This is a genomic window from Campylobacter aviculae, from assembly GCF_005406215.1.
GTDB classification, from domain to species: Bacteria; Campylobacterota; Campylobacteria; order Campylobacterales; family Campylobacteraceae; genus Campylobacter_D; species Campylobacter_D aviculae.
Genome location: NZ_NXMA01000018.1, coordinates 1 through 22,024, shown reverse-complemented (window position 1 = coordinate 22,024; position 22,024 = coordinate 1). Strand labels below are relative to the sequence as shown.

The window sequence follows — 22,024 nt, the reverse complement described above, 5'->3', positions numbered from 1 at the left end:
TTTTGAACTCCTTATTTATAGGTTTAACCACATTTGTTTTTTTGGCGTTAAATTCTTCCAATTTTGTTTTAAAATCATTTGTAGATTTGTCTTTTTGTGGTATAATTTTTTTAGCAGTTGCAGAAAGTGCGTTTGCACCAGATGGATTTTTATCCATTAGCTCCAATCCATTAAGTTGGTGTGTAGGGGGTGTTGGGGTCTCTACCTGCAACAGATTATCTTTATTGTTTAATCTATTAAACTCTTTTATTCTTTTTTTATTTGCATGAAATATCTCGTTTATTCCACTTTCATTTTTTATAACTACATCAGCCATTTTTTTATCATTTATAATTTTTGCTGCTTTAATAACTTCATAATCTCTCTTATTTCTATTTGCATCAACAATGATTTCAGGTTCTTTCACTACTTCTTTAATTGTGTTTGAAACATCTTGCATATCCTTAAACATTTCAGGGTGATTTATATATAATTTTTTCAAATCAGCAATTGCTTCTTTATCTCCTAAAAGCTCTGATAATCTTTCACAAAGTTCAAAAATTTCTAATTCTTTATCACTCATTAAAATCCTTTTTCATATTCTCTATTTCTTTAAAATAAATTCCACTGATACGCCTTTTTCCATGATGAGCGTGGATATGCACGACAATATCTATTAAATCTTTAAGCGTTTTTTGGATAATTTCAAAAGGTATGCATTGACCTTGTGGATTTTGTAAAGTCATTAAGGCAAGTCGAGTAAATGTTTCTTCAGGGCTTCCTGCGTGGCAACTTGTGATACTTCCACCGTGACCACTAGCTAAAACATTGATAAAATCATAAGTTTCAGCACCTCTAAGCTCCGCTAATAAAATTCTATCAGGTTTCATTCTTAGACAAGATTTTAAAAGCGTTGCAGAATTTAAAAAATCTGTGCTTTTTGCTTCGCTAGGATAAAATAATTGCACAAAATTTTTGTGTTCGTAAAATTTGATTTCTTCAACATCTTCTATTGTGATAATCCTGTCATCAAGGCTTATAAAATCGATAAGAGTTTTCATAAAAGTAGTTTTACCACTGCCAGTTTCACCAGCAATGATAATATTTTTACCATAACTGACAGCTTTAGAAATGAAATTTTGATAATCCCTTGCTTCATACAATTTAATTAATTCTTCATCACTTGGTTTGATTTTATTCTTATCATCAGGGTTTAAATCTTCAAAAAGTCCGCTTTTAATATGATCTTCCATTTTAAATCTAGTTTTGCTTGGTTTTCTGATGGTAATTGAAATATGATCGCTTTTAGTAGCGGGCGGAATAACAATTTGCATACGTTCTCCACCCACTAAAATACAACTAAGAATAGGGCGTGATACATCTATTTTATCTTTTTTAAAAGATGCTGAAGCGGTTGCAAAATGTCCAGCTTGTTCAAAATCAAGTTCGGTATCTACAGATTCCCATAGTCCTTTGGAGTTTTGCACCCAAATTTTATTATCGCCGTTATAGCAGATTTCATTGATATTATTATCTTTTAAAAATTCTCCAAAAAATTTTTGAGTATATTTATCTAGCGTTATTGACATTCTTTTTCCTTATTAGTTTATAAACTTTTGAAAAATCAATATCGCGATTAACATAAACACCAACTAAATCACCTTGATTTTTATAAAGTGTAGGTTTTATATCAATCATTTTTTCTAGTGCAGTATTTGCAATTTCTTTTGCAGAATCCCTTGTGTTTTCGGTGTAATCAGCATAGTTAGTTTTGTTATCTTTGCCTGTAATTTGATCTGCTAAAATAGCAAGAGAATCATCTATCATTGATAATAAGACAGCAGAGCCAAATCTTTTTAAATAGTGATGATCTACCCAACCTTGAACGCCACTTGCACCTAGTTCATCAGTAGCTCCTGAATATACAGGTATGATGATATTGTTTGGTGTTCTAATTTCTTGCCAAATGACAAAAAGTCTGTCCATACCATCGTCCATTTGTCCAGTATTAAAAGTTCCAGTAATCGTGCTACCTTTTTCAATTAAAAGAGTATTGCCATTTGCAGAATAAACATCGTTTGATACAATACAAGCTATTCCGCCTTTAATAGAGCTTACTAGTTTCGTTTTTAAAGCACAACCTATATAAGTTCCTTTAGGTAAAAGTAAATTTTGATCAAATTCGCTAACTTTAGCAATTGATGGACTGAAAACATCGCCTACAAAATCTCCACCACTTTGTGAGTTATTAGAGTTTTGTAAAGCACCTGCACCATTTTGCCCAAATTCAAACACTGTGTTAGGTTTTTCTCCAAATTCTACTCCGTTTCCTGAGTTGCCATTATTTCCAAATCCACCATTACTACCAGATGAAGCAATAACAGTAACTCCAGCACCTTTTACAATTCTAGGTTTTGGAGACTTAGGTTCAAATATTATACTTTGCGTTGGTTTTGCGGGTTCTTGTGCAATTAATTCATCAAATGTTTTTTGTGGTAGCGGTGCAATAAATTCCTTTGTTTTAACGCTTTGTGCTAAATCTTTATTATCTTCTTTTTTTGTTTCTTCAGTAGTTGCATTGCTACTTAAAAATGATTTTAAAAAATAGACTAATATTACAATTAATAATAATCCGCCCACAGAAAAAATTGCATAAGCCTGTATTTTTCTAAGATGATTCTTTTGATTACTTAAATCGCTTGTGTGATTTTCAAAATCATTGTCTAAATTATCTTGTTCTTTATCTTGCATACTTGCTTCCTATTTTTTCTTTATTTCTCTTTTTATATTTTCGTTAGAGGTTTCCCTTGTTTTATCTAAAGGATTTTTTGCATAACCACGATTAAAAATACCAACCACTTTATCGCCACTTCTTAAAAGTATTTGCTTACTAATTTTATGTATAACTAAAACATCATAATTTCCATCTTTTTTAATATGTGTATTTAAGATACTTTCTTTGCCATTTTGATACATAAAAACAGCAGGAAAGGTTTTAGTATTATCAAATCCTAAATATGTAAAAACACCATCATCATAAGCAAAATTTGGGCTTATATCTTCACTACCTTTATTAATTTTCATATAAAAATCCCAATTTCTAGGAATAGTATTTTTATTTAAAGTATCTTTAATATTTTGTTCTTCTTGTAAATTTAATATTTGTTGAGCACGTTTTAAATCTTTTTCCGGATAAGAAAAGCTAAGCTTATAAGTAGTTTTTTTATTTGAATTTGCAAGAACTAAATCAAAAACATAAAAATTAAGATTTGTTGTAACAATTAAGTTTGTTTTCCAATCACGTGGATTAGGATCAACTACAAATTCTTGAGAGGTTTGGCTATCTTCCATAGTGCTATTTTCATCTTGTTGAATTAATTGTGTTTTATAAGCTTTTGGTTTTATAAATAAAAGATTATCTTTTTCTATTAAGTCCCAACCTTCTGCAAAACCTGTTGCCGTGTTTATAATACGCTCATCTTTTCCAAATTCTAAAACGCTAACATAGCCATTTTTTGCATTAATTTGAAATACATCATTTGCATTAAAAATGGCATAAGTAATTCTTGGATCATATTTTGAAGGCTTTGGGATATTTAAACCCCAAAGAATTGAATTTAAAAATAAAATTGTTAATAATTTTCTCATTTTTTCTGCACCTCGTCATCTATTCTATAAGTTAATACTTTAAATCCTAAAGGATTTAAAATTCTGTTTCCTTCACTAGCTTTTGCCAAAATATAGTCATAGCTTAATGTTATTACTTTTGTAGTTTGAGTTGTTGCCTGAGAATTCAAATTTTTTGTTGTAATAATTGCTCTGACTGTAGCAGTTTTAACTCCGTTACTTTCACTTAAAACAATACTTAAAATTTGCACACTGACTTCATTAAAATTTTTTAAGATTTGATCTCTTGCATTATCACCTTCATACCAAGCTCTATATTCATTTGCCACCTTTTCAGAACTCATCAATTGAGTAAGCAAATAATCTTGATTTAAAAGATCATAATAATAGCCTTCTCGAGCCTTAACATAAGTGCTAATAAAATATTTATCTAATGCCTCATTTGATTTAATTTCTTTTTCATCAAGTATAGTTAGAATATCTACCATCCCTGTAGTATTATCCACTCTTATTACATAAGGTTCTACGGTTTTTAATGGAGTAAGTAAAACAACTGCAATAACAGAAATAATGGCTATAAAAATAGAAATAAAAGCAATTAACCAAGCTCTTTTGTTACTTTGTTCGATTAAATATCTAAAACTTGCTTCATAGTCTATTGCAGTATTAAAGTCATTTTTCATTCACAATTCCTTTTAAATCTTTGTTTTGAGTATTAACAGGAGTCCATCCTGTTTGATCATTAAAAATATAATCATATTTACTCTGATTTTTAGTGCTACAAGCACTAAAAAATAAAACACCAAATAACAAAATGAAAATTAATTTAGTTCGCATTTCTAGCCCTTTCATACATTTTTTTCGCAAAACTATAACCGCCTTTAGCACCTTTAATACTAGCCCCTACACCTTTACCTAATAATTTTCCACCGACTTTTGCTGCATTTACAGCTTTTCCTGCGGTTTTACCTCCAGCCATACCTGCTAACCTTCCAGCAGGGTTTAAGACAGATCTCATTGCTCCACCCATTTCACCTTCCATCGATACATTTGCTATTTTTTCAGCAAAAAGTTTTGCAGAATAGATCATAATTACTAGTATTAAAGAAGCGATGACAAAGAAAATACTTGTGCCCAATACTTCATCACCCGTTTGAGTTACTTTTGAAAAATAATTAATCCAAGTTGATATTTGTCCCATAAAAACCTTTAAAAATAAACCTACAAGTAAAATAACTAAAGTATTTGAAAGTAAAAGTCCTATGTATTGAGTGAAAACATTTTTAGTAGCTTTAAAAATTAAAAGCCAAAATACTATAGGGGCAGTGATTACAAGTAAAGTTTGTGTAAAAGTAGTAACAACATAGATAGCAAGTGTCGGAACTGCTGCAATAGCAAAACCTATATAACAAAGTATCATTGCCGCAATTGCTAAAATAGAATCTCCAATACCACTTGACTTATGCCAAATTGCACTCGCTAATTGTGCAGTGCTTGAAAACATTTCGTCTAAATTTTTATACATTTGTGAACCACCTCCAGCCCATTCATACAATCCATCCATTGCTGAAATCGTTAAATCTAACCAACCGCCTAAATTTAAAGCAAAAGTAATGGCACAAAGCTTTCCTACTATATCCCAAGTAAGCTCTCTAATAGGACTTTGACTTCTGCCCATTAATACCTCATAACCTTTATACATAATGACTAAAGTTATTATGATAGAAAATAACACGCTAAGTTCAGCAATCTTATCATTTGTGCCCACTTTTCTAATAGTATCAACAATTTGCTGTATGCTTTCGCCTAAAGTTTGAAAAAGATCTGATTTCATTTGTTGTTCTTAAAAAATTCCATTGCACTTTCGCGAGGTTTTTCAAGCGATTTAGAATACTCTTGCATAGCCTGATCTATTTTTATATTTCTTTGATTTTCATAACTTGCATTTGCTAATTCTACTTGTCCTTTAACCATTTGAATTTTTGCCACTTCTAATTGAATTGCATTACCTACGTCTGTGCTTTCTTTTATATCTTTTGAATTGATTAATTTATCTTGCAATTTTTTAAGTGTTTGGCTTATGGTATCCATTTGTTTTGAGGCTTGATTATAAGTTTCTACTTGTGCTGCATAAGTGATAAGATTAATTCTACAAATGTTTTTTTCATTTTGGCTCATATAATCAAAATCACACCTGTCAAAGCTTGTATATTTTCCAAATATTTCATTACCTTTATCACTTAAAAAGCTTTTCGGATCTCTTAAAACATCGTTATAAAAAGATTGAATATTTTCTCCAGCTTCTGCAAAGTCTGAATAAATTTGTTGGATATCTTTTAAAAAAGATACAGAATCTCTTACACCTGTTTTTGATAAAAGTTCATCTTTGTAAGCTTGAATTTGTTTTTGATAATGCGATACGGTTTCATTCCATCTTGAAGCTTGCTTAACCCACTCTGCTATTTCTTTGGCGTTTTGTGTAGCCATTTGTTCATTAGCAGTTATATCTACCACAGGAATACCAGCGCTAAATACTAAGCTAGGTAAGACTACCAGAGAGACAAAAATAAAGATAGATTTTTTAAATTTTTGGATATAATTTTTTGGGGTGTTTGCCACAAGGTTCGCACCCTTGTGGCTTAATTTATACTCCAAAAGGAGGTGATGAAATTGAGTTGCACAAATCTCATTATTATAATTATACTCCTTTGTATAATTATAGTCAAGGCTTATTAGCTTTGCCCCATTTTTATGGGGGTGAGATTTCCTTGTGGCTACATTTGTATTAAAAATATTTTTTTTCATTTTATTACCTTTGAAATAATTTTTTTGTTTTTTGCAAAGATCTATTTTTATCCTTAGCCTTAAAATACTTGTGCTTCTTCAGATTCTATATTTGTGTTTCCATAATCAATATCAGGTTCTTTCGGCGGAACTTGCGGTGTTTGTGTTTTGTTGTCATCTTTATCTTTCTTACCAAGCCAATAAAATTTGGATACAATCACACTTAATATTGTTTTAGTATTTCCATCTTCATCTTGATATTGATTAGAGGATAATTCTCCACTACACGCAAACTGTGCCCCTTTTTTAATATGAGTTGAAGCACTTTCTGCACTTTTACCAAATAAAACAATAGGTATCCAAGTTGTGCTACTTTCTTCATTGCCTTTTTCATTTTTCCATCGCTTAGTAATAGCAAGAGAATTTTTTGCATAAAGCTTTCCGCTATTTGTAGTGCCTACTTCAAAATCTTTTCCTAAGTATCCGATTAAATTTACATTATTCATTGTTTAACTCCTTTTTATTGATGTAATATTTTTTCATCTTTTGAACTCCTTATTTATAGGTTTAACCACATTTGTTTTTTTTGGTGTTAAATTCTTCCAATTTTGTTTTAAAATCATTTGTAGATTTGTCTTTTTGTGGTATAATTTTATTAACAGCTGATGAAATGTTCTTTTGAACCAGTCGCCCGTCAAGACTTTGGGCTTGAGTGTAGGGGGTGTGGGCGTCCCTACCATCAGCCACTACATCTTTTTTAGCCATTAAATCTAAGTTTTTTAATCTTTTTTCATTAGCGTGAAAAATTTTGTTGATATTTTCATTTTTGCGAATACCTACTTCACCCATTTTTTCTTCATTAAGTTTTTTCCCTGCTATATAATCTTTTTCACTTTTTGGAGTTGGATTGTTGATTATAATTTCAGGATCGCTAACAACCTTTTTAATTAAATTTGCAACCTGCTCTTTATTCTCAAACATTTCAGGATGACGTTCTTGTAAAGTTTTCAAATCAGCAATTGCTTCTTTATCTCCTAAAAGCTCTGATGTAGATTTATCTTTTTGTGGTATAATATCTCCATTAACAGGATTGTGAAAATCGCGGTCGTTAAACTCTTGGCGAAGCTGACCCCGTTCGCCCCTTCTTGTTTTTGAATGTGCTGTTAATAGCCTATGTCCTTTTCCATAGTCTCTTTCACCATAGTTTAAAATATTTCCATCATTTGCTTTTACACTCCAATCATAGCCTTGTTGTTTTTGTTGTGGTATAATATTTTTAGCGGATTTGCGAAAATTGGAGTCTTTAAATAATGGAGGCAGAATTGACTTTGTCTGCCCATTTCCGCTGTTTTTTCTATCACCATATTCTGTTTTGCTATGAGTAGTTAAAAGTCTATTGATTTTCTCATTGTCTTTTATAAATTCTCTACTACCATATACTAAAATATTTCCATCATTTGCTTTAACTTTCCAAGTATAATCTTTATGTTCTAAATTATATTTAGCTTCCACACCTTTAGCCACCTTAGGGAATGAAAGCATCTCTTGTGTAGTAACCATTCCTCTTAAATTTGGATTATCTAAATGTTTTTTAATTTCTTTATCCATAAAGTCTTTATCTACTTTAATATCTCCTACATTACTTTTAACCCTTGTATGTGTTTTATCTTCTTTTAACACTTTATACATTTGAGAACTTTCTTTTTTAGATTGTTTATCCCAAGCAATATCTTTAAGATGAGTGATTCTTTGTTTAATTGCATTGATAGTTGTTTCAAGTTGTTTAACTTCATTTTCTAAAGCTAATATTTCTTGTTGGAGTTCTTTATCGCTCATTTTAACCTCTTTGGATCTTTTGGTGTGCGATTATCGACAAGATAGTTTAAAGAAAAAATATTTTTAGCTTCTTTAGAATAGGGATTATCTGTGATAATCACACTAACCTTATAATCGTTTTTAGGTAATTTGGGATAGATTATTTCCATTAAATCTGTCAAATATTTATTAGGACTTTTGATTTCATTTCTTAAAAGTTTTTCCATTTCATTAAAAGCATTAATAAAAGCGATTTTAAATCGTAAAGATCTCTTACCTGTAAATCTCATTGCTAAAAGAGAGAATCCATCACGAGATATTTGATAAGCTGTTCTAAGTTCTCCTTTTAAATCTTTATATTTAACCAATCCAAAATTGGATGCGTATTTCAAATCCCCTATTTCTCTTAGGTCTTTCAAAATATTTTCGATATCTCTTAAAACGTGAAAATGTCTTTTCCCAAAAACCTTAGCCACATCAATACTAGTGCAAAAGATTTGATTATTTTTATTTTCAAAACTAACCTTTTGATTATTGATATTAATTGCATTTATATCGCCCACTTTTTTCTCCTATGAGTTTTTATAAAACTCTTTTAACTCTGCTACTTTTTCATCAAGATTTTTATTTTCTTGTGAAAAAATCTTTTCTATAGTGTCTATATGTGCTGTTCCAGTTGATAATATTTTTAAATTTTCATTACCCAAAGAACTAAGATCAAGAGTACAAATTACTTTTTCATCTTGCCTTTTAATTAAAAATTGTCTTTTAGAGGGTTTAAAACCTTTAATGATCATATATTCATCGTAGCTTAAACCTATTCCATTTACATACTCTTCTTCTTTGGCTTTTGGATTTGGTAAAAATATCATTGTTGCTGATTGTTCTATAAGTGTTGTTGCATTTTTGAGTTTTAAAAAGTCCTCTATACTTTGCGTAGCAAGTCTTAAAAATCCGTTTTGCTTTCGAATGGTTTTAAATTTGTTTTTAACTTCTTCTTGCACAATTTCATTTTCTAGCCACTTCCAAGCTTCATCAATATCAATACAAAGTCTTCTGCCGTCTGCTAAAGACATTACACGCCAAAGAATGTAATAACTAAGTATTCCTGATACATCTTTATCATCTAAAAATTCTGTGCCATCAATTCCAAACAAATTAATATCATCAGGAAAATCTAAATTGTCAAATTCATTATCAAAAACCCAGCCAAATTGTTTGCCTTTTTTAAAAAGTGCTAATCTTGACTTAAGGGAATTATCATCATCAACATTCTCAGTTAAATTTTCAAGTAATAAAGAAATAGGATATTTTCTTTCTTCTTTTTCAAAGCCTTTCATAACAGAATTAACGGCATTGTTAAGCATTTCTTCTTCCCTAGTTGTAAGAATTTCATTATTTCTAGTTACTAAAAGTTTTATTAGAGATTGAAGTTGTCTTATGTTTTCTTGTGTGCTTTCAACCATAAAAGGATTGAAACCAGTAGGCTTACCATTTTCGATACTAATATATCTACCACCAGCACAAAGAATGTTACCTAAAGCACCTTTGTCCTTATCTAAATATACTGCCGTAAATTTTCTATTTTTTTCAGGAATATCATCAGGAAAAGTGTCTTTGTTTGCGTATTTAAGCATTTGATCTACAATAAAGTTCATAAACACGGTTTTACCACCACCACTTTGACCCAAAATCAAAGTATTTGCTAAAAATAATTCTCCAAAATCATTTTTGTTTAGACCAGAGTTCTGATGAAAATTGAAATAATAAGGTTGTTTGTTTGGTGTTTTAAGAACACTAACGGCATCACCCCAGCAATTTTTATCTCTTTTTCCTATAGAAAAATTATGCAAACCAATTAGCGATGAATAATTGATTGATGAGATAAGATTAATACGTGGGCGTATTGCAAAGTTTGATGGTAATTGCGAAAAAAATGTCGCAGGTAAAGCAATTGTTGCTAAAGTTACACCAAAGCCTAATCCATTCATTTCAGTAATAACGCGATTTGCATTATCTTTACACTCTTTTACGGTGTTTCCATATACAAGAATTGAAAAATGATATTTTCCAAAAGAAATTTCTCCATTTGTAAGTTGATCTAAAGCCTCATCAATTTGCTCTACTTGTGAATATCCATCATCTTCGGTTGCAATGAGTTGTTTCTTTTGTTTAGAAATTGCTGATTTCGCATCCACTCTAGGAATAGGTGAAAAACTTTGAGTTATAATATATTCCACGTCTAAATACATCAAAATATCTAAAATTCCTGCAAAAGTTTCACTTGTATAATCTTTAATTTCAATACATCTTGCAAATCTTTTTGTGCCATTATTGCTATTAAGTTGAATAGTATCGTGCCCAAATTGTATATTTTGTAAGTTACCATTTAAATATTGATCTATAGGACTTGGTAATACTCTTATAGGATTAAATTTGCCACCAAGCAAATAATTATAAAATTCTAATTGTTGAGAGTATGTTTTATCATCTTTGGAATATGTTTTTAATCTTTTTGGATTAAAATCTTTAATATTTGCTTCCAATCTATCAGTAAATTCGCTAAATTTAGCTAGAAACATACTAATTGTTTTTCTTTTATTTTCAAAAGAACTTTTTATAAAAGTTGTTTTTTCTATTTTAACTTTTAAAGGATTGAAAATTAATGTTAAATACAAAGAATTTTTTCTAAGAGTTCCTTGTTTAAAACTTTCATAGTATCTTCTGTCAATTTCTTCCAAAAAAGCATTGTTAAATTTTGAAGTTAATTTATCTTCAATAGAATATCTACAATTGTGAAAATAAAAACTTACAGGTTCATTTGCAAAAGATTTAAATAACATATTCAAAAGATCATTTTTAATATCTAATTCATCGTCTTCCTCTGCTTCAAAGCTAATACCATTAATTTCCCAAGTTGTCATCAGAAAATAATCTTTTGTAATCACTACAGAATCATCTATGAGTGATGAAAAAGGGATTAGCTTTTCAAAATTAGGTTCTGCATTAAGTCCGAAAACAGATATTTTTGGAAAATTAGAATTTTTTGGCATTTGTCTATAAGAGTTTGTGCTATAGGTTTTAACCTTATAATAATTCTTAGAGGCAGGGTTGGAGAAAAATCTCATTTTCAAAAACATTAATCGAAAAATAAAGTCATCTCTTTTTGTCATTGCCTTCATAATAAAAAATACGGGAATAGAAAAGCCGACTAAGAAAATGTTTCGACTATAAAATGCGATTAAAATGATACTTCCCATTGCTATAACAAAAGGCGTCATTGGAACACCAAAAATCATAGGGGGACGTGTTAGGCCTTTGAAAAGTGGATTTTTCTGCATTTTTTATCCTAATTTTTATGTAATGATATAACCAGCTATTGCTGAAGCTGATCCAAAAATAACGCCACCGATAAAAATAGGTGCAACTTCTCTAAGAGTTTGTCCTTGAAACATAATTTTGGAACCACCCCACATAAATGCAATTGTAAGCAAAACAGCACCAAGTGCATATAATGCGGAACTTAGATTTTCCATAAATGTATTGACCTTATCAATCCCACCTGCCCCAAATACTAAGCCAGGAATAATCAAAATTAACAACAATAAGACTTTTTTCATTCATATCCTTTCGTTAAAAAATCGAGCGTTTTATTTCTGTCTTAAATTTGTATTTAATAAAATAAATTAAATTTAGTTTTATAATTAAATTAATATTATTCAAAAGCTTTTATTTAAGTATTAGCTATTTTTTACTAGAATTTGTTAGGTTTTTGATGAAAGGATAAAAAAATGGCATACCCACTTTTAGGTACAAGAATAGTATTAGATGAAGAAAAGATTTTAAGAGAAGGTAAATATAATTTAGAAGATATGTATAAAATGATAGATGAATATGCTAAAGAATCAGGAATGATAAAAATTAATAAAGAAACTTATCATTGTAAAGGGGATAAGTATGATTTAGGTTGTATGACTTTATTTATATATAAATATTTGATTGATTCTGAATGGTTTACAAAAAATGCAAAAGAATGGATTTGGATTAGTGAAAAAGAAGGAAATAGCGATTTGATTTCTGCAAGTAAAGCTGAAGGAGAAGGAATTTGGGAATAAATTGCAAAGCAATTAATTTTGATTTATCTACAAAAAGTCTTGAAAAATATTTCAAAGATACAAGAGAACCTTATTCTTTGATTAAAAAATTTATGCTTGAAAATGGTTTCGAGCATAGACAATATTCAGGTTATACTTCAAAAGAGCCAATAAATGAAAGACGAGTTATAAGAATAGTTAATAAGCTCACTAAAAAATTTACTTGGCTTGGCGAATGTGTTAAAGAGTTTGATATTACTGAAATAGGAGAGCAGTATAGCTTAAAAGAGACTATACAAGACTTATGTGCTAAAGATTTTCATCAAAAACTTAAAGAATTTACTGAAAAAACACCAAAAAATCAAAAGTTAAAAGATTTAGAACGATGAATATAGCATACATAAGAGTATCAACAAATAAACAAGAATTAGACTCTCAAAAGTTAGAAATTATGGAATATTGTCATAAAAACAATATTCATTTGGATGAAATTTTGGAAGTAAAAATAAGTTCTACAAAATCTCAAGAGAAAAGAAAAATCAAGGATTTAAAACAAAAACTAAAAGCAGGCGATTTATTAATAGCAACAGAACTTTCAAGACTTGGTAGAAGTATGTTAGAAATAATTAATTTAGTGCTTGAATTTAATTCTAATAATATCAAATTCTTATTTTTGAGACAAATGGAACTTAGTAATTTTAATAATCCTGCTTCTAAATTAATCTTATCAGTCTATGCTTATTTAGCAGAAAATGAAAGAGATTTGATAAGTCAAAGAACTAAAGCAGGACTAGAAAATGCTAGAGCTAGTGGGAAAAAACTAGGACGCCCTAAAGGCTCATTAAATAGTATTTATGATAAGGATATAGATAAGATACAAACCTTGCTTGATAAAGATTTATCTATTAAAAGTATTTGGAAGTTATTATATAGAGATAGTGGAAAAAGCTATGATGGTTTATTGTGGTTTATCAAAAAACGAAAATTAAAAGGAAACTAAATTTTTATTTAAGAAAAATATAAAAAATTTTGTAATAGAATTAAATGCTCAATTTTTTTAAGTATGAATAAAATATTATAAGTAGATATTGTTAAAACTTTGTAAATATAAAATTTTTTAACTTAAAAAATAGGAATATGGAATAGTTATTTGATAATTTTTTATTATTTATAATTTAAAATTATGATAATTTTATGAAGGTTTTTTAAATCAAAGATTTTTATTTAAAAAAGTTGGTTTACTTAATATGAAAAAAGAATTAAAAATTAGACCCGAAGCTAGGCTTATCAAAACAATTGGAGAGGATTTAATTAAAAATCCATATGCTGCTGTAGTAGAATTAATTAAAAATAGTTATGATGCTGATTCTGAAATAGTTACAATTTCCATAGAATTAACTAATGAATATATGTATGATAAAAAGCAAAAATTTTTAAAATTTACTATTGAAGATGATGGAGAAGGAATGTCTCTTGAAACTATTAAAAATACTTGGATGGTTCCAGCCACATCTTATAAAGTTAATAAGCAGTATTCTTCAAAAAAGAAAAGAGTTGTTCAGGGTAAAAAAGGTATAGGCAGATATGCTTCTGCAATATTAGGTGATTTTTTGAGAATTACAACAACCGATTTAAATGGTATGACTTCTATAATAGAAATTGATTGGAAGCAGTTTGATGATGGTAAATTTCTTGATGAAATTAATATTCCCTATGAATGCAATAGAACAAATTTAAAAAGTGGTACCAAAATTGAAATATATTCTAGTATTGAAGTTTATTATGATGAAAGTAATCAACAATATAAAGATAGTGTAAATTGGAACGAAAATCAAAACAATTTACTATTTAAGGAATTAAGAAAGCTTTTAGTTCCCACAAATAAAAGTAATGAAACTTTTGAAATAATATTTTCAAATAAGGGCTTAGATAAATTTGGAATAAAAGATAAAAATGAAAAAATTGAACCATTTCCAGTGCTTGATTCTTATGAGTATAGAATTAAAGGAAAAATAAGCTCTAATGGAAAAGGTCTTTTATTTTATGAAAATAAAAATTTTGAAAATTCTAATGAAAAAATAGAATTAGATTTGCGTAATACTTATGGTAATATTTGTGGTAATATAGAAGTTGATTTAAGGGTATTTGATCTTGATTCTGATGTCATACAAAATCTTGTAAATGAACAGAAGGGTAAGGAAGAAAAACTTGGTAAAAGTGAATTCAAAGCCTTAATTAAAGAGTTTAGTGGTGTAGGTATTTATAGGAATTTGTTTAGAATAAGACCTTATGGAGATCATGATTTTGATTGGCTTGGTTTAAATGCAAGAAGAGTTAATAATCCAACAATGTCTATTAGCACTAATCAAGTTGCTGGTTTTGTGAGTATTGAATCAGAAAATAAGTCTAATTTAATTGAAAAAAGTGATAGAGAAGGTTTAAAAGAAAATGAAAATTATGATAATTTAAAAAAGATACTTTTAGATGTTTTAAGTGAAGTTGAAAGTAGGAGATATGAATTTAGGAAAAACACTAAAAGAGGAAGAGTGGTTGCAAATAATATTAAAGACACCGTACGAGATGTTTTTAGTTTTGATGATGTCAATAATAAAATAAGTGTTATTCTCCATAAAGCAAATATAGATGCACATATTATTGAAAAAGTTCAATTTGAGTTAAAGCAAGAAGAGATAAAAAAAAATAATAGCTTGAAAAACATCGAGGAAGTTTTAGCTATGTATGAAGCTCATGCTGCTCTTGGAAAGCTAGTTTTGTATGTGCTTCATGAGGGAAGAAAGCCTATGCAAATTATAGGACTTAAACTTAATAATCTAAAAAAATCTTTACAGCGTTTTATAAAAACTAAAGATGAAAACATAGAACAAGATATAAAAAAATACAATGAAGATAGTTTATCTCAACTTGAAAAATTATCTAATTTATTTAAGCGTTTAGATCCTTTGATGATTACAAGGTTGAGTAAAAGAAAAGAAGTTAATCTTTATCAAAATGCTTTAAATAATTATGAGTTATTTAAAGAAATTTTAAAAAGAGAAAATATAGATTTTGAGATTCAATGTGAAAATAAAGAACTTTTCATTTATGGAAGAGATGAAGATTTATATATTATATATTCTAATCTGATAGAAAATTCTTTATATTGGTTTCAAACAACTAAACAAATACAAAAGAAAATTACTATTTCTATTTATAGGGATAATAATTATTTCTATATTGATTATAAAGATAATGGTATAGGAGTGAAAAAAGAACATGTTAATTTAATATTTGACCCCGGTTTTAGTACAAAACCAGAAGGTGGAACTGGTATAGGATTAACTATAGTAGGACAAGCTGTAAGTAGGAATGATGGAGAAATAAAATATATAAGAGCCGATGAAGGAGTTTATTTTAAAATATGTTTTAAGGATGCTCAGAATGAATAAACAAGTTAAAACTATAAGAATTCTTTTCGTTGATGATAATCAAGAAACTCTTGATACTTATGAAGAAAGTATTAAAGTAGAAAATGATAGTTTGCAAGAAGAATCAATGCAATATAAAGCATATAAAGCACTTACATATGAAAAAGCACTAGATATATTAGATGAAAACAGAATTGATATTGCAGTAATTGATTTAGATTTGGGAAGCGGATTTACTGGCAAGGATATAACAGAATATATTTCAAAGCGTTATAGTATTCCAATATTTATTGCAACAGGCAAACCTGCTGATTTTGACAGTAAACTGATAGGGCCAATGGTTAAAGTGTTAAATAGAGATGATATGAGTTTATTTGATGAAATAAAAAAACAAATGCAATCTAAGTTAGTCCGTTTTTTTTCAAAAAATAATGGTTTTTTAGAACAGCAGATAGTGGAATTTTTCTGGGATCATATGAGTAAAAATCTTTCATATTGGGAGCAATACACTATTGATGAGATTGATCTTGTTTTATTAAGACATACTACAGCTTGTTTAAATGAAAAGTTATATGTTAATAATTATAGTGAAAAATGTTTTAATCAATATCATCCAGGCGAAATGTATATTTATCCTACTATTAAAGATAAACATCATACCGGTGATATTGTAAAAAAGAATGATGATTTTTTTATCATTTTAACCCCGTCTTGTGATATAGTAAACAAAAAATACGATTATTATGTTTTAGCAAGAATAATAAATAGTAGTTGTACAAAAGAAAGTTTTTATCCTATTAAAAACTTTGCAAAAATATTTGAAGTTGACAATAAAGATAAAGAAATTTTAGAACCTAGTATATATTTTCAAGATTTAATATCAGTAAAAAAAGAAGAGATTTCAGAATATCATAGGGTAGCCTCAATATCTTATCCTTTTTTAAAGATGTAATTGCAAAATTTTCTAGGTACTATGCAAGACAAGGAAGCCCTGAATTTATTAAAAATCTTGAATAACCAATTCTTTTATTTTTTTTGCAATCTGTTCTGCCATTTTAGGCGGAACTGCATTGCCTATTTGTCTAAAAATAGAAGTTCTTGGGCCTTCAAAATAAAAATCATCAGGAAAACTTTGCAATCTCGCGGCTTCTCTAATGGATAAAGATCTTAGTTGAGTTATGTCTGGATGGATATAATAATGTCCATCCATAGCCATGTGAGCTAATATTGTATGAGAAGCATTAGTATTTTCTTTAATTACATTAAATCTATTTGTAAAAGAATTTGTATTTTTGTGAGATATAAGTTCTGGTCTTGTTAAAGCTAGCTTTTTATAACACAATCTTTCACGTTTTGTATTCCATGCTAATATAGCTTCTTTGTAAATTTCTCTATCTCTATTATTATGTGGTCTTGTTTCATGTTGTGTTAAAATATTAAAATTAACATCTCTAATATTTGCCATTTTTAAATACGAATTAGTTTTTTTTGTGTATTTATTTAATCCTTCTATTTTTTCTCCAGGATTAATTTTTGGCAAATCTGATAAAACATCTTTTACAAAATAATTTTTATTTTCTATTTTTTCAAATATTGGGTAGGAATATTTTTTATTTTTTTTAATTTTAAAACCAACAATAATGATTCTTTTTCTATTTTGCAATACACCAAAATCTGATGCAATTAACTCTTTTATTTGTATAGAATATCCTATATCTTCTATAGATTTTTTTAAATCATTAAAATACTTACCATTGCCAGCACTTTTTATACCAGGAACATTTTCGAAAACAAAAATCTTAGGTTTAAAAATATTTAAAAATTTAACATAGTATTTATATAAATAATTTCTATGATCATTCTCTATAGAATTTTTCATTCTGGCTCTACCTATTATAGAATATGCTTGGCAAGGAGGACCGCCTATAATTACATCGATTTTTTTATGTTGAGTTTTTTTTAAATTATTTTTTATTTTATAAACAAGATTATCAAAACTATGTTCAGATATTTCTTTGCAAATAACTTCTTCCAAATCTGATATATTGGCTAATTCCCATAATTGTTCTTTAGTTATTTTTTTTAAAAGATAATCATAATATATGCTTAGGTTGTTATTTTCTTTAAGTTTCCAATATGAAGTTCTCGTTTTTAAGGTTTCACAAGCATATTTATCAGATTCTATATGTGCAACAAAAGTAGAATTTGCTCTAAAAAATCCTTCTGATAATCCGCCAGCACCTGAAAATAAGTCTAAAACAACCATAATCTATATTCCCAATATCCTTATTTTATAATATTTTTAATTATTATTTTATAAAAAATCTTAAATCTAACATGTGGGTTTCATAAACCATTGAATTAGTTTTTAATTTATATCTAATTTTTCATTAAAAATTTAGAAATTTTAACTATTAAATATCTTTAAAACGATTTTACTAAAAGGATATATTATCCTTCTTTAATTATATTTTAATCAAACAAAGATTTTTCTAAAATAAATTTATTGCTTTTGGTGTTTAATTGGTTCATAGGATCATTACGCTTAATATATCTTTTCACTCTATTGTTACTTTGGTAAATGAAAAATAAGTCATTTTCATTTTTGTATCGATTATAAAAAAACTCATCATCATAACTTGCAAATTCAACACCTTTTCCATATACATTAATTCCAAATTCTATAAGTTTATCTTTTAATTTAATAATTTCTTTTTTTTGTTTCGAGATAATAGAGCCTTCTTTATAAAATTTGTAAGCTTTAATTTCGCAAAATTCACTATAACTAAGAATTTTTTTATCAGGAAAACTTGTTAAAAATCTTATTAGATCTTGTGCAACCAAAGAATTTAAATTAATAAGAATTTTTGATAAATCATCATCATAAGAAAGAGTGGACTCGGTTTCAAGTTTTTTAATATATTCTCTACGAACTGTTAGCACAAATACAGATACAATTGTCCCATTTTCTTTTGTGATACGCTCTACAGAATCAAACATTAAAATGCCTTTATCTCTTTGTGTAATTGTTTTTTTATCTTTATCCTCTATATTTTGTGTGAAAGCTAAATCGTATGCGAAACGAGAAATTTCCGTAAATTTTTGTTTTAACCAAGAGTAATTATTAGAATTTTTATTGAGATATTGTTTTAAAAATTTATAAGGCTCTAGTCTTACTTCCATATCCCAGAAGTTTTCTTGATACTTTTTTATAACATTTGTATCTACATTTTTTTTGATATATAAAAATAAAGCATCTAAAATATTTCTATGTGTTTGCGTAAGCAAAGAATTCTTTAAACTGATAGCATAAGAGGAGCCATTTGCACCTACCATTTCAAAATCTATTTTATTATCATTTTCTTTAAATACTTTATAAAAATTAGTATCCGTAAGTTTTCGCGAACTTAAATAAAAAACACCCCTATTTTCATTCATTGTTACATATCCTTCTGCTAATTCATTAACACTTACAGCGGATATATCTTGTTTATTGATAATCTCTAAAGTATTAGAATCAATACTATTAGCTTTAATATTTTTAATTAAAGGCTCATCAATACTAGAATTTTGTAATACTTTAATTGTTTTTTGAAATTCTCCAGCGTTAATATTGTTATTATCTTTTAAAACTTCAAGCAATCGATAGGTAGTAGAACTTTTATCTTCCCCTTTTTCAAATGAGAGTTTATAAACCAATCTAGGAGCGTTTATAATTACAGAACTACCCATAAGACTTTCACCCTTTTTGTCTAAGTGATGTAGCAATAAGATTGCTTGATTATTTAATTTAGCTACATCAGTTAGAACATTAAAGAAATTTTGCACATCATTTTGATTATTTTGATCTTTAAATCCTAATGTTGAGAAAAATGCACTAAAAGTATCAAGAACAATTAAATCACAATCTGCCAATTCATTAAGCTCTTCTTTTAAACTACTTATAGGTTCCTTATTAATCTTTGGAAGTTCATTTGAAAATTCAAGTTCTACGGTATTAAAAGAATAAAAACTTTCTACATTTTTAATACGCTCTAAAATTGCTTTATTTTTATCTTCTATACTCCAAAAAAAAGGTTTTAAGCCATCATTTATGGCATTTGCACAAACCTTTAGAGCTAAAAAAGATTTTCCTACTTCACTATTACCACTTAATACAGCTACAGAGCCTCTTTCTAATTTAATGGTATCTTCGCAAATTACAGAAACATTCTCATCGCTAAAAATTCCAAGTGTAATAGTATCAATAGTATTTCTTTTAGGCATTTTTAATCCTTTGCTACTTCAATAATTTCAAAGAGTTGTTTTATGATTTTAGGATGCAAAATTTCCTCACTATGATGAGGAATAACCATTCTATAAAGTCCTTTTTTATAAATTCTATGACTACCTTTTTGTCTATCGATAAAAAAATTATTTTGCAATAAAAGCTTTTCTGCTTCTTTTGCAGTCATTCTTGGCAATTCAGGCATTTGCTAAAACCATTGGAATAATTGAAGTTATCTTACTTTCAATAATTCTTTTTTCTTCATTTTTAAGGCTTTCTAAATAAAGCTCTCCAGCTTCTTTTATATTTCTCAAAGCCTCTTCATAAGTATTACCTTGTGAAACACAACCTTCAAGTTCTAGAATACGTGCAAAATATCCATCTTGATCTTTTTCAATAATAATATTTAATAACATTTGATTCCTTGCTGTAATTGACTTAAATGTAACAAATCTTTTAAAATTCAAAATAAATTATACCAAACTATTACACCTATGTCAATATATACCAAATTTTCATTATTTATAAATAAAATTGACTTAAATGTAAGGGTTTATTACATTTAAGTCAATAAAAATCGTTAAACACTTTCATTATTTATAAATAAAATTGACTTAAATGTAAGGGTTTTTGACTTAAATGTAAGGGTTTTTGACATTTTTACGAAAACACTATATGGAAAATAGGGACTTTAAAAGATTAATTGACTTAAATGTAAGGGTTCCTAAATTCTTAAATTTACTAAATTTATAATATTAAAAAAGGTAAATCAAAAATTAAAATTTTTGAACTTTTATTTTAAAAAACTCCAAACAGAAAGTGTTGCTAATAGAAATAGAAATTATGATATAATGTTTTAATAGAAAATAAGCATAAGAAGCAGAGGTAAAAGAATGTGTAAAATTATTAAATATTTAGATTATGCTAAACTTAACACTCTAGAGAAGCTATATTTTAATTTAACAATTATGTTAATTGTAACTTTTTTAAGTTTTTTATTTCTTGTTTTTGAATTTTTCATTTATGAAAATATTACTGTTTTCTTTCAAGATTGTTTTTTAATGTTTGTGATTTTTATCATTGGAATGACAGGTTTATTTCATACTTGTAAAGGTTTAAGAAAATACAAAGAGATTTTGAAAAATAAGGAGTTTTATTATGAGCAACCAAAAATCAGATTATAATGGAATATTAAATTTAGCTATGGAGAGTTATTCGGCTGATACTTTTAGACAAGTTGCTATTCAGTTTAAAAAAGATAAAGAAGAATATTTGAAAAAAACTCAAGATAATAAAAATAATGAGAAAAATAATATTTCGGTTTCACATTTACAAAAAGCGAAATAGTGCTAATGTTAGAATGTATACAATTTATTAAGGAATTTGCAAAAGATTTGTATAATTCTGAGTTTCTTCGGATTCTTGTGGGTTGTATTGCATTTTATTTTACATTTAGTCAGTTGCGATATGCAAAGAGAAATATGCTTCTAAATATAGCTAAAAATGAAATTGATATTTTTAATAAATTAGATGAAAGACAAAAATTGTTTATAGAATGTCAAATAAAGTTTAGTAATATAAAGAATAATAATAATGATGATGAAGAAATGAAGATTTTATTAAATGAAGAAGAAAGATTAAAAAAGTATTATTTTGATTTGTTAGATACAGTTTGCTTTTATGCAATTAATAATAATATCACTGCTAAAAACTTTTATTCACAATATAAAAATATTTTACTTGCAGTTAATGAACTATATGGGGATACAATTAAGGAATATGAAAATATTTGTAAAGTAATAAAAATAATAGAAAATGATAAAACCATTTAAATATTAAGGCTCTTGCTTTTTAGGATAATGCCTTAATATTTAAAGTTTTTTACTTTTGTTTTTTGAAAAAGAATTAGAACTAAAATTCATTTGTTGTTCTTGAAAAATTCCATTGCACTTTCGCGAGGTTTTTCAAGTGATTTAGAATATTGTGCTTTATAAGCATTAAAACATTCTTTATCTTTTAATTCAGACTCAGGA

The 22,024-nt window shown here is 27.6% G+C and carries 25 protein-coding genes; 8 read left to right on the top strand and 17 right to left on the bottom strand.

Annotated features, from left to right (window positions below; all coding sequences use genetic code 11):
• From CQA76_RS08140 to CQA76_RS08080, 13 genes are all read right to left on the bottom strand, one after another.
• Positions 1-562: hypothetical protein (locus CQA76_RS08140; RefSeq protein ID WP_137622897.1), on the bottom strand; the 562-nt coding region annotated here is incomplete at its 3' end.
• A complete protein-coding gene (virB11, locus tag CQA76_RS08135; protein ID WP_137622896.1) occupies positions 555-1,568 on the bottom strand; it encodes a P-type DNA transfer ATPase VirB11 in 1,014 nt (337 codons plus the stop codon). The genes CQA76_RS08140 and virB11, both read right to left, overlap by 8 nt.
• Complete coding sequence (virB10, locus tag CQA76_RS08130) at positions 1,549-2,730, bottom strand: type IV secretion system protein VirB10 (RefSeq protein ID WP_137622895.1); 1,182 nt, start codon at positions 2,728-2,730, stop codon at positions 1,549-1,551. Before virB10 ends, virB11 begins: the two co-directional genes overlap by 20 nt.
• Before the next feature lie 9 nt (positions 2,731-2,739).
• Positions 2,740-3,627 (bottom strand): P-type conjugative transfer protein VirB9, encoded by an 888-nt coding sequence (gene virB9 / locus CQA76_RS08125; RefSeq protein WP_137621218.1) that lies wholly within the window; start codon positions 3,625-3,627, stop codon positions 2,740-2,742.
• Positions 3,624-4,289 carry a virB8 family protein gene (locus tag CQA76_RS08120; protein WP_137621217.1) on the bottom strand — a complete coding sequence of 222 codons (666 nt, stop codon included), beginning with the start codon at positions 4,287-4,289 and terminating at the stop codon, positions 3,624-3,626. The genes virB9 and CQA76_RS08120 overlap by 4 nt, the downstream gene beginning before the upstream one ends.
• A complete protein-coding gene (locus CQA76_RS09095; protein WP_170999734.1) occupies positions 4,279-4,443 on the bottom strand; it encodes a hypothetical protein in 165 nt (54 codons plus the stop codon). The genes CQA76_RS08120 and CQA76_RS09095 overlap by 11 nt, the downstream gene beginning before the upstream one ends.
• Positions 4,433-5,440 carry a type IV secretion system protein gene (locus CQA76_RS08115; RefSeq protein WP_137622894.1) on the bottom strand — a complete coding sequence of 336 codons (1,008 nt, stop codon included), beginning with the start codon at positions 5,438-5,440 and terminating at the stop codon, positions 4,433-4,435. Before CQA76_RS08115 ends, CQA76_RS09095 begins: the two co-directional genes overlap by 11 nt.
• Positions 5,437-6,411 carry a type IV secretion system protein gene (locus CQA76_RS08110; protein ID WP_137622893.1) on the bottom strand — a complete coding sequence of 325 codons (975 nt, stop codon included), beginning with the start codon at positions 6,409-6,411 and terminating at the stop codon, positions 5,437-5,439. The genes CQA76_RS08115 and CQA76_RS08110 overlap by 4 nt, the downstream gene beginning before the upstream one ends.
• A gap of 59 nt (positions 6,412-6,470) precedes the next feature.
• The gene (locus tag CQA76_RS08105; protein ID WP_137622892.1) at positions 6,471-6,896 is read right to left on the bottom strand and encodes a single-stranded DNA-binding protein; all 426 of its coding nucleotides are present in this window, start codon (positions 6,894-6,896) and stop codon (positions 6,471-6,473) included.
• Between the two features lie 61 nt (positions 6,897-6,957).
• Positions 6,958-8,226, bottom strand: a complete 1,269-nt coding sequence (locus CQA76_RS09265; RefSeq protein ID WP_232364923.1) for a hypothetical protein — start codon at positions 8,224-8,226, stop codon at positions 6,958-6,960.
• On the bottom strand, positions 8,223-8,768 hold the full coding sequence (locus tag CQA76_RS08090) for a Rha family transcriptional regulator (protein ID WP_137621212.1): 546 nt from the start codon (positions 8,766-8,768) through the stop codon (positions 8,223-8,225). The genes CQA76_RS09265 and CQA76_RS08090 overlap by 4 nt, the downstream gene beginning before the upstream one ends.
• Positions 8,769-8,777: 9 nt before the next feature.
• Entirely contained in the window at positions 8,778-11,546 is a 2,769-nt protein-coding gene (locus CQA76_RS08085) for a VirB4 family type IV secretion/conjugal transfer ATPase (protein ID WP_137622891.1), read from the bottom strand.
• 15 nt (positions 11,547-11,561) lie between these two features.
• A complete protein-coding gene (locus tag CQA76_RS08080) occupies positions 11,562-11,825 on the bottom strand; it encodes a TrbC/VirB2 family protein (RefSeq protein WP_137622890.1) in 264 nt (87 codons plus the stop codon).
• Between the two features lie 171 nt (positions 11,826-11,996).
• Between CQA76_RS08080 and CQA76_RS08075 the strand changes: the two genes are divergently transcribed.
• The 5 genes from CQA76_RS08075 (at position 11,997) to CQA76_RS08055 (ending at position 16,676) form a co-directional block, all read left to right on the top strand.
• The gene (locus tag CQA76_RS08075) at positions 11,997-12,320 is read left to right on the top strand and encodes a hypothetical protein (protein WP_137622889.1); all 324 of its coding nucleotides are present in this window, start codon (positions 11,997-11,999) and stop codon (positions 12,318-12,320) included.
• On the top strand, positions 12,311-12,688 hold the full coding sequence (gene vapD / locus CQA76_RS08070) for a virulence-associated protein VapD (protein ID WP_137622888.1): 378 nt from the start codon (positions 12,311-12,313) through the stop codon (positions 12,686-12,688). The genes CQA76_RS08075 and vapD overlap by 10 nt, the downstream gene beginning before the upstream one ends.
• Entirely contained in the window at positions 12,685-13,299 is a 615-nt protein-coding gene (locus CQA76_RS08065) for a recombinase family protein (protein WP_137622887.1), read from the top strand. The genes vapD and CQA76_RS08065 overlap by 4 nt, the downstream gene beginning before the upstream one ends.
• Positions 13,300-13,546: 247 nt before the next feature.
• Entirely contained in the window at positions 13,547-15,745 is a 2,199-nt protein-coding gene (locus tag CQA76_RS08060) for a sensor histidine kinase (RefSeq protein ID WP_137622886.1), read from the top strand.
• Positions 15,738-16,676: a hypothetical protein gene (locus tag CQA76_RS08055; RefSeq protein ID WP_170999733.1), complete on the top strand. Its 939-nt coding sequence runs from the start codon at positions 15,738-15,740 to the stop codon at positions 16,674-16,676. Before CQA76_RS08060 ends, CQA76_RS08055 begins: the two co-directional genes overlap by 8 nt.
• A gap of 48 nt (positions 16,677-16,724) precedes the next feature.
• On the opposite strand, the gene CQA76_RS08050 is transcribed toward CQA76_RS08055, so the two are convergent.
• The 4 genes from CQA76_RS08050 to CQA76_RS08035 all read right to left on the bottom strand — a co-directional run bounded on the left by CQA76_RS08050 (position 16,725) and on the right by CQA76_RS08035 (position 20,407).
• The gene (locus CQA76_RS08050; RefSeq protein ID WP_137622884.1) at positions 16,725-17,990 is read right to left on the bottom strand and encodes a DNA cytosine methyltransferase; all 1,266 of its coding nucleotides are present in this window, start codon (positions 17,988-17,990) and stop codon (positions 16,725-16,727) included.
• Positions 17,991-18,196: 206 nt separating this feature from the next.
• Entirely contained in the window at positions 18,197-19,990 is a 1,794-nt protein-coding gene (locus tag CQA76_RS08045; RefSeq protein WP_137621207.1) for an AAA family ATPase, read from the bottom strand.
• 2 nt (positions 19,991-19,992) lie between these two features.
• Positions 19,993-20,196, bottom strand: a complete 204-nt coding sequence (locus tag CQA76_RS08040) for a type II toxin-antitoxin system HicA family toxin (RefSeq protein ID WP_137622883.1) — start codon at positions 20,194-20,196, stop codon at positions 19,993-19,995.
• Positions 20,189-20,407, bottom strand: coding sequence for a type II toxin-antitoxin system HicB family antitoxin (locus CQA76_RS08035; RefSeq protein WP_137621205.1), 219 nt, complete (start codon positions 20,405-20,407; stop codon positions 20,189-20,191). The genes CQA76_RS08040 and CQA76_RS08035 overlap by 8 nt, the downstream gene beginning before the upstream one ends.
• Before the next feature lie 477 nt (positions 20,408-20,884).
• Here CQA76_RS08035 and CQA76_RS08025 point away from each other — a divergent pair, with 477 nt between their 5' ends.
• Genes CQA76_RS08025 through CQA76_RS08015 form a run of 3 tightly spaced genes read left to right on the top strand, consistent with a single transcriptional unit; the run spans position 20,885 to position 21,823 of the window.
• The gene (locus tag CQA76_RS08025; RefSeq protein ID WP_137622882.1) at positions 20,885-21,175 is read left to right on the top strand and encodes a hypothetical protein; all 291 of its coding nucleotides are present in this window, start codon (positions 20,885-20,887) and stop codon (positions 21,173-21,175) included.
• Positions 21,150-21,338: a hypothetical protein gene (locus tag CQA76_RS08020; RefSeq protein WP_137622881.1), complete on the top strand. Its 189-nt coding sequence runs from the start codon at positions 21,150-21,152 to the stop codon at positions 21,336-21,338. Before CQA76_RS08025 ends, CQA76_RS08020 begins: the two co-directional genes overlap by 26 nt.
• A complete protein-coding gene (locus CQA76_RS08015; RefSeq protein ID WP_137622880.1) occupies positions 21,338-21,823 on the top strand; it encodes a hypothetical protein in 486 nt (161 codons plus the stop codon). The genes CQA76_RS08020 and CQA76_RS08015 overlap by 1 nt, the downstream gene beginning before the upstream one ends.
• The last annotated feature ends 201 nt before the right edge of the window (positions 21,824-22,024 follow it).

What these genes read in the sequence shown, in the direction of transcription:
- CQA76_RS08025 (WP_137622882.1), top strand. Translation starts at nt 20,885, where the DNA reads ATGTGTAAAATTATTAAATATTTAGATTATGCTAAACTTAACACTCTA.
- CQA76_RS08110 (WP_137622893.1), bottom strand. Translation starts at nt 6,411, where the DNA reads ATGAAAAAAAATATTTTTAATACAAATGTAGCCACAAGGAAATCTCAC.
- CQA76_RS08035 (WP_137621205.1), bottom strand. Translation starts at nt 20,407, where the DNA reads ATGTTATTAAATATTATTATTGAAAAAGATCAAGATGGATATTTTGCA.
- CQA76_RS08055 (WP_170999733.1), top strand. Translation starts at nt 15,738, where the DNA reads ATGAATAAACAAGTTAAAACTATAAGAATTCTTTTCGTTGATGATAAT.
- CQA76_RS08045 (WP_137621207.1), bottom strand. Translation starts at nt 19,990, where the DNA reads ATGCCTAAAAGAAATACTATTGATACTATTACACTTGGAATTTTTAGC.
- CQA76_RS08105 (WP_137622892.1), bottom strand. Translation starts at nt 6,896, where the DNA reads ATGAATAATGTAAATTTAATCGGATACTTAGGAAAAGATTTTGAAGTA.
- CQA76_RS08080 (WP_137622890.1), bottom strand. Translation starts at nt 11,825, where the DNA reads ATGAAAAAAGTCTTATTGTTGTTAATTTTGATTATTCCTGGCTTAGTA.
- CQA76_RS08040 (WP_137622883.1), bottom strand. Translation starts at nt 20,196, where the DNA reads ATGCCTGAATTGCCAAGAATGACTGCAAAAGAAGCAGAAAAGCTTTTA.
- CQA76_RS08115 (WP_137622894.1), bottom strand. Translation starts at nt 5,440, where the DNA reads ATGAAATCAGATCTTTTTCAAACTTTAGGCGAAAGCATACAGCAAATT.
- virB9 (WP_137621218.1), bottom strand. Translation starts at nt 3,627, where the DNA reads ATGAGAAAATTATTAACAATTTTATTTTTAAATTCAATTCTTTGGGGT.
- CQA76_RS08050 (WP_137622884.1), bottom strand. Translation starts at nt 17,990, where the DNA reads ATGGTTGTTTTAGACTTATTTTCAGGTGCTGGCGGATTATCAGAAGGA.
- CQA76_RS09095 (WP_170999734.1), bottom strand. Translation starts at nt 4,443, where the DNA reads ATGCGAACTAAATTAATTTTCATTTTGTTATTTGGTGTTTTATTTTTT.
- CQA76_RS08060 (WP_137622886.1), top strand. Translation starts at nt 13,547, where the DNA reads ATGAAAAAAGAATTAAAAATTAGACCCGAAGCTAGGCTTATCAAAACA.
- CQA76_RS08120 (WP_137621217.1), bottom strand. Translation starts at nt 4,289, where the DNA reads ATGAAAAATGACTTTAATACTGCAATAGACTATGAAGCAAGTTTTAGA.
- virB11 (WP_137622896.1), bottom strand. Translation starts at nt 1,568, where the DNA reads ATGTCAATAACGCTAGATAAATATACTCAAAAATTTTTTGGAGAATTT.
- CQA76_RS08085 (WP_137622891.1), bottom strand. Translation starts at nt 11,546, where the DNA reads ATGCAGAAAAATCCACTTTTCAAAGGCCTAACACGTCCCCCTATGATT.
- CQA76_RS09265 (WP_232364923.1), bottom strand. Translation starts at nt 8,226, where the DNA reads ATGAGCGATAAAGAACTCCAACAAGAAATATTAGCTTTAGAAAATGAA.
- CQA76_RS08075 (WP_137622889.1), top strand. Translation starts at nt 11,997, where the DNA reads ATGGCATACCCACTTTTAGGTACAAGAATAGTATTAGATGAAGAAAAG.
- CQA76_RS08020 (WP_137622881.1), top strand. Translation starts at nt 21,150, where the DNA reads ATGAGCAACCAAAAATCAGATTATAATGGAATATTAAATTTAGCTATG.
- virB10 (WP_137622895.1), bottom strand. Translation starts at nt 2,730, where the DNA reads ATGCAAGATAAAGAACAAGATAATTTAGACAATGATTTTGAAAATCAC.
- CQA76_RS08065 (WP_137622887.1), top strand. Translation starts at nt 12,685, where the DNA reads ATGAATATAGCATACATAAGAGTATCAACAAATAAACAAGAATTAGAC.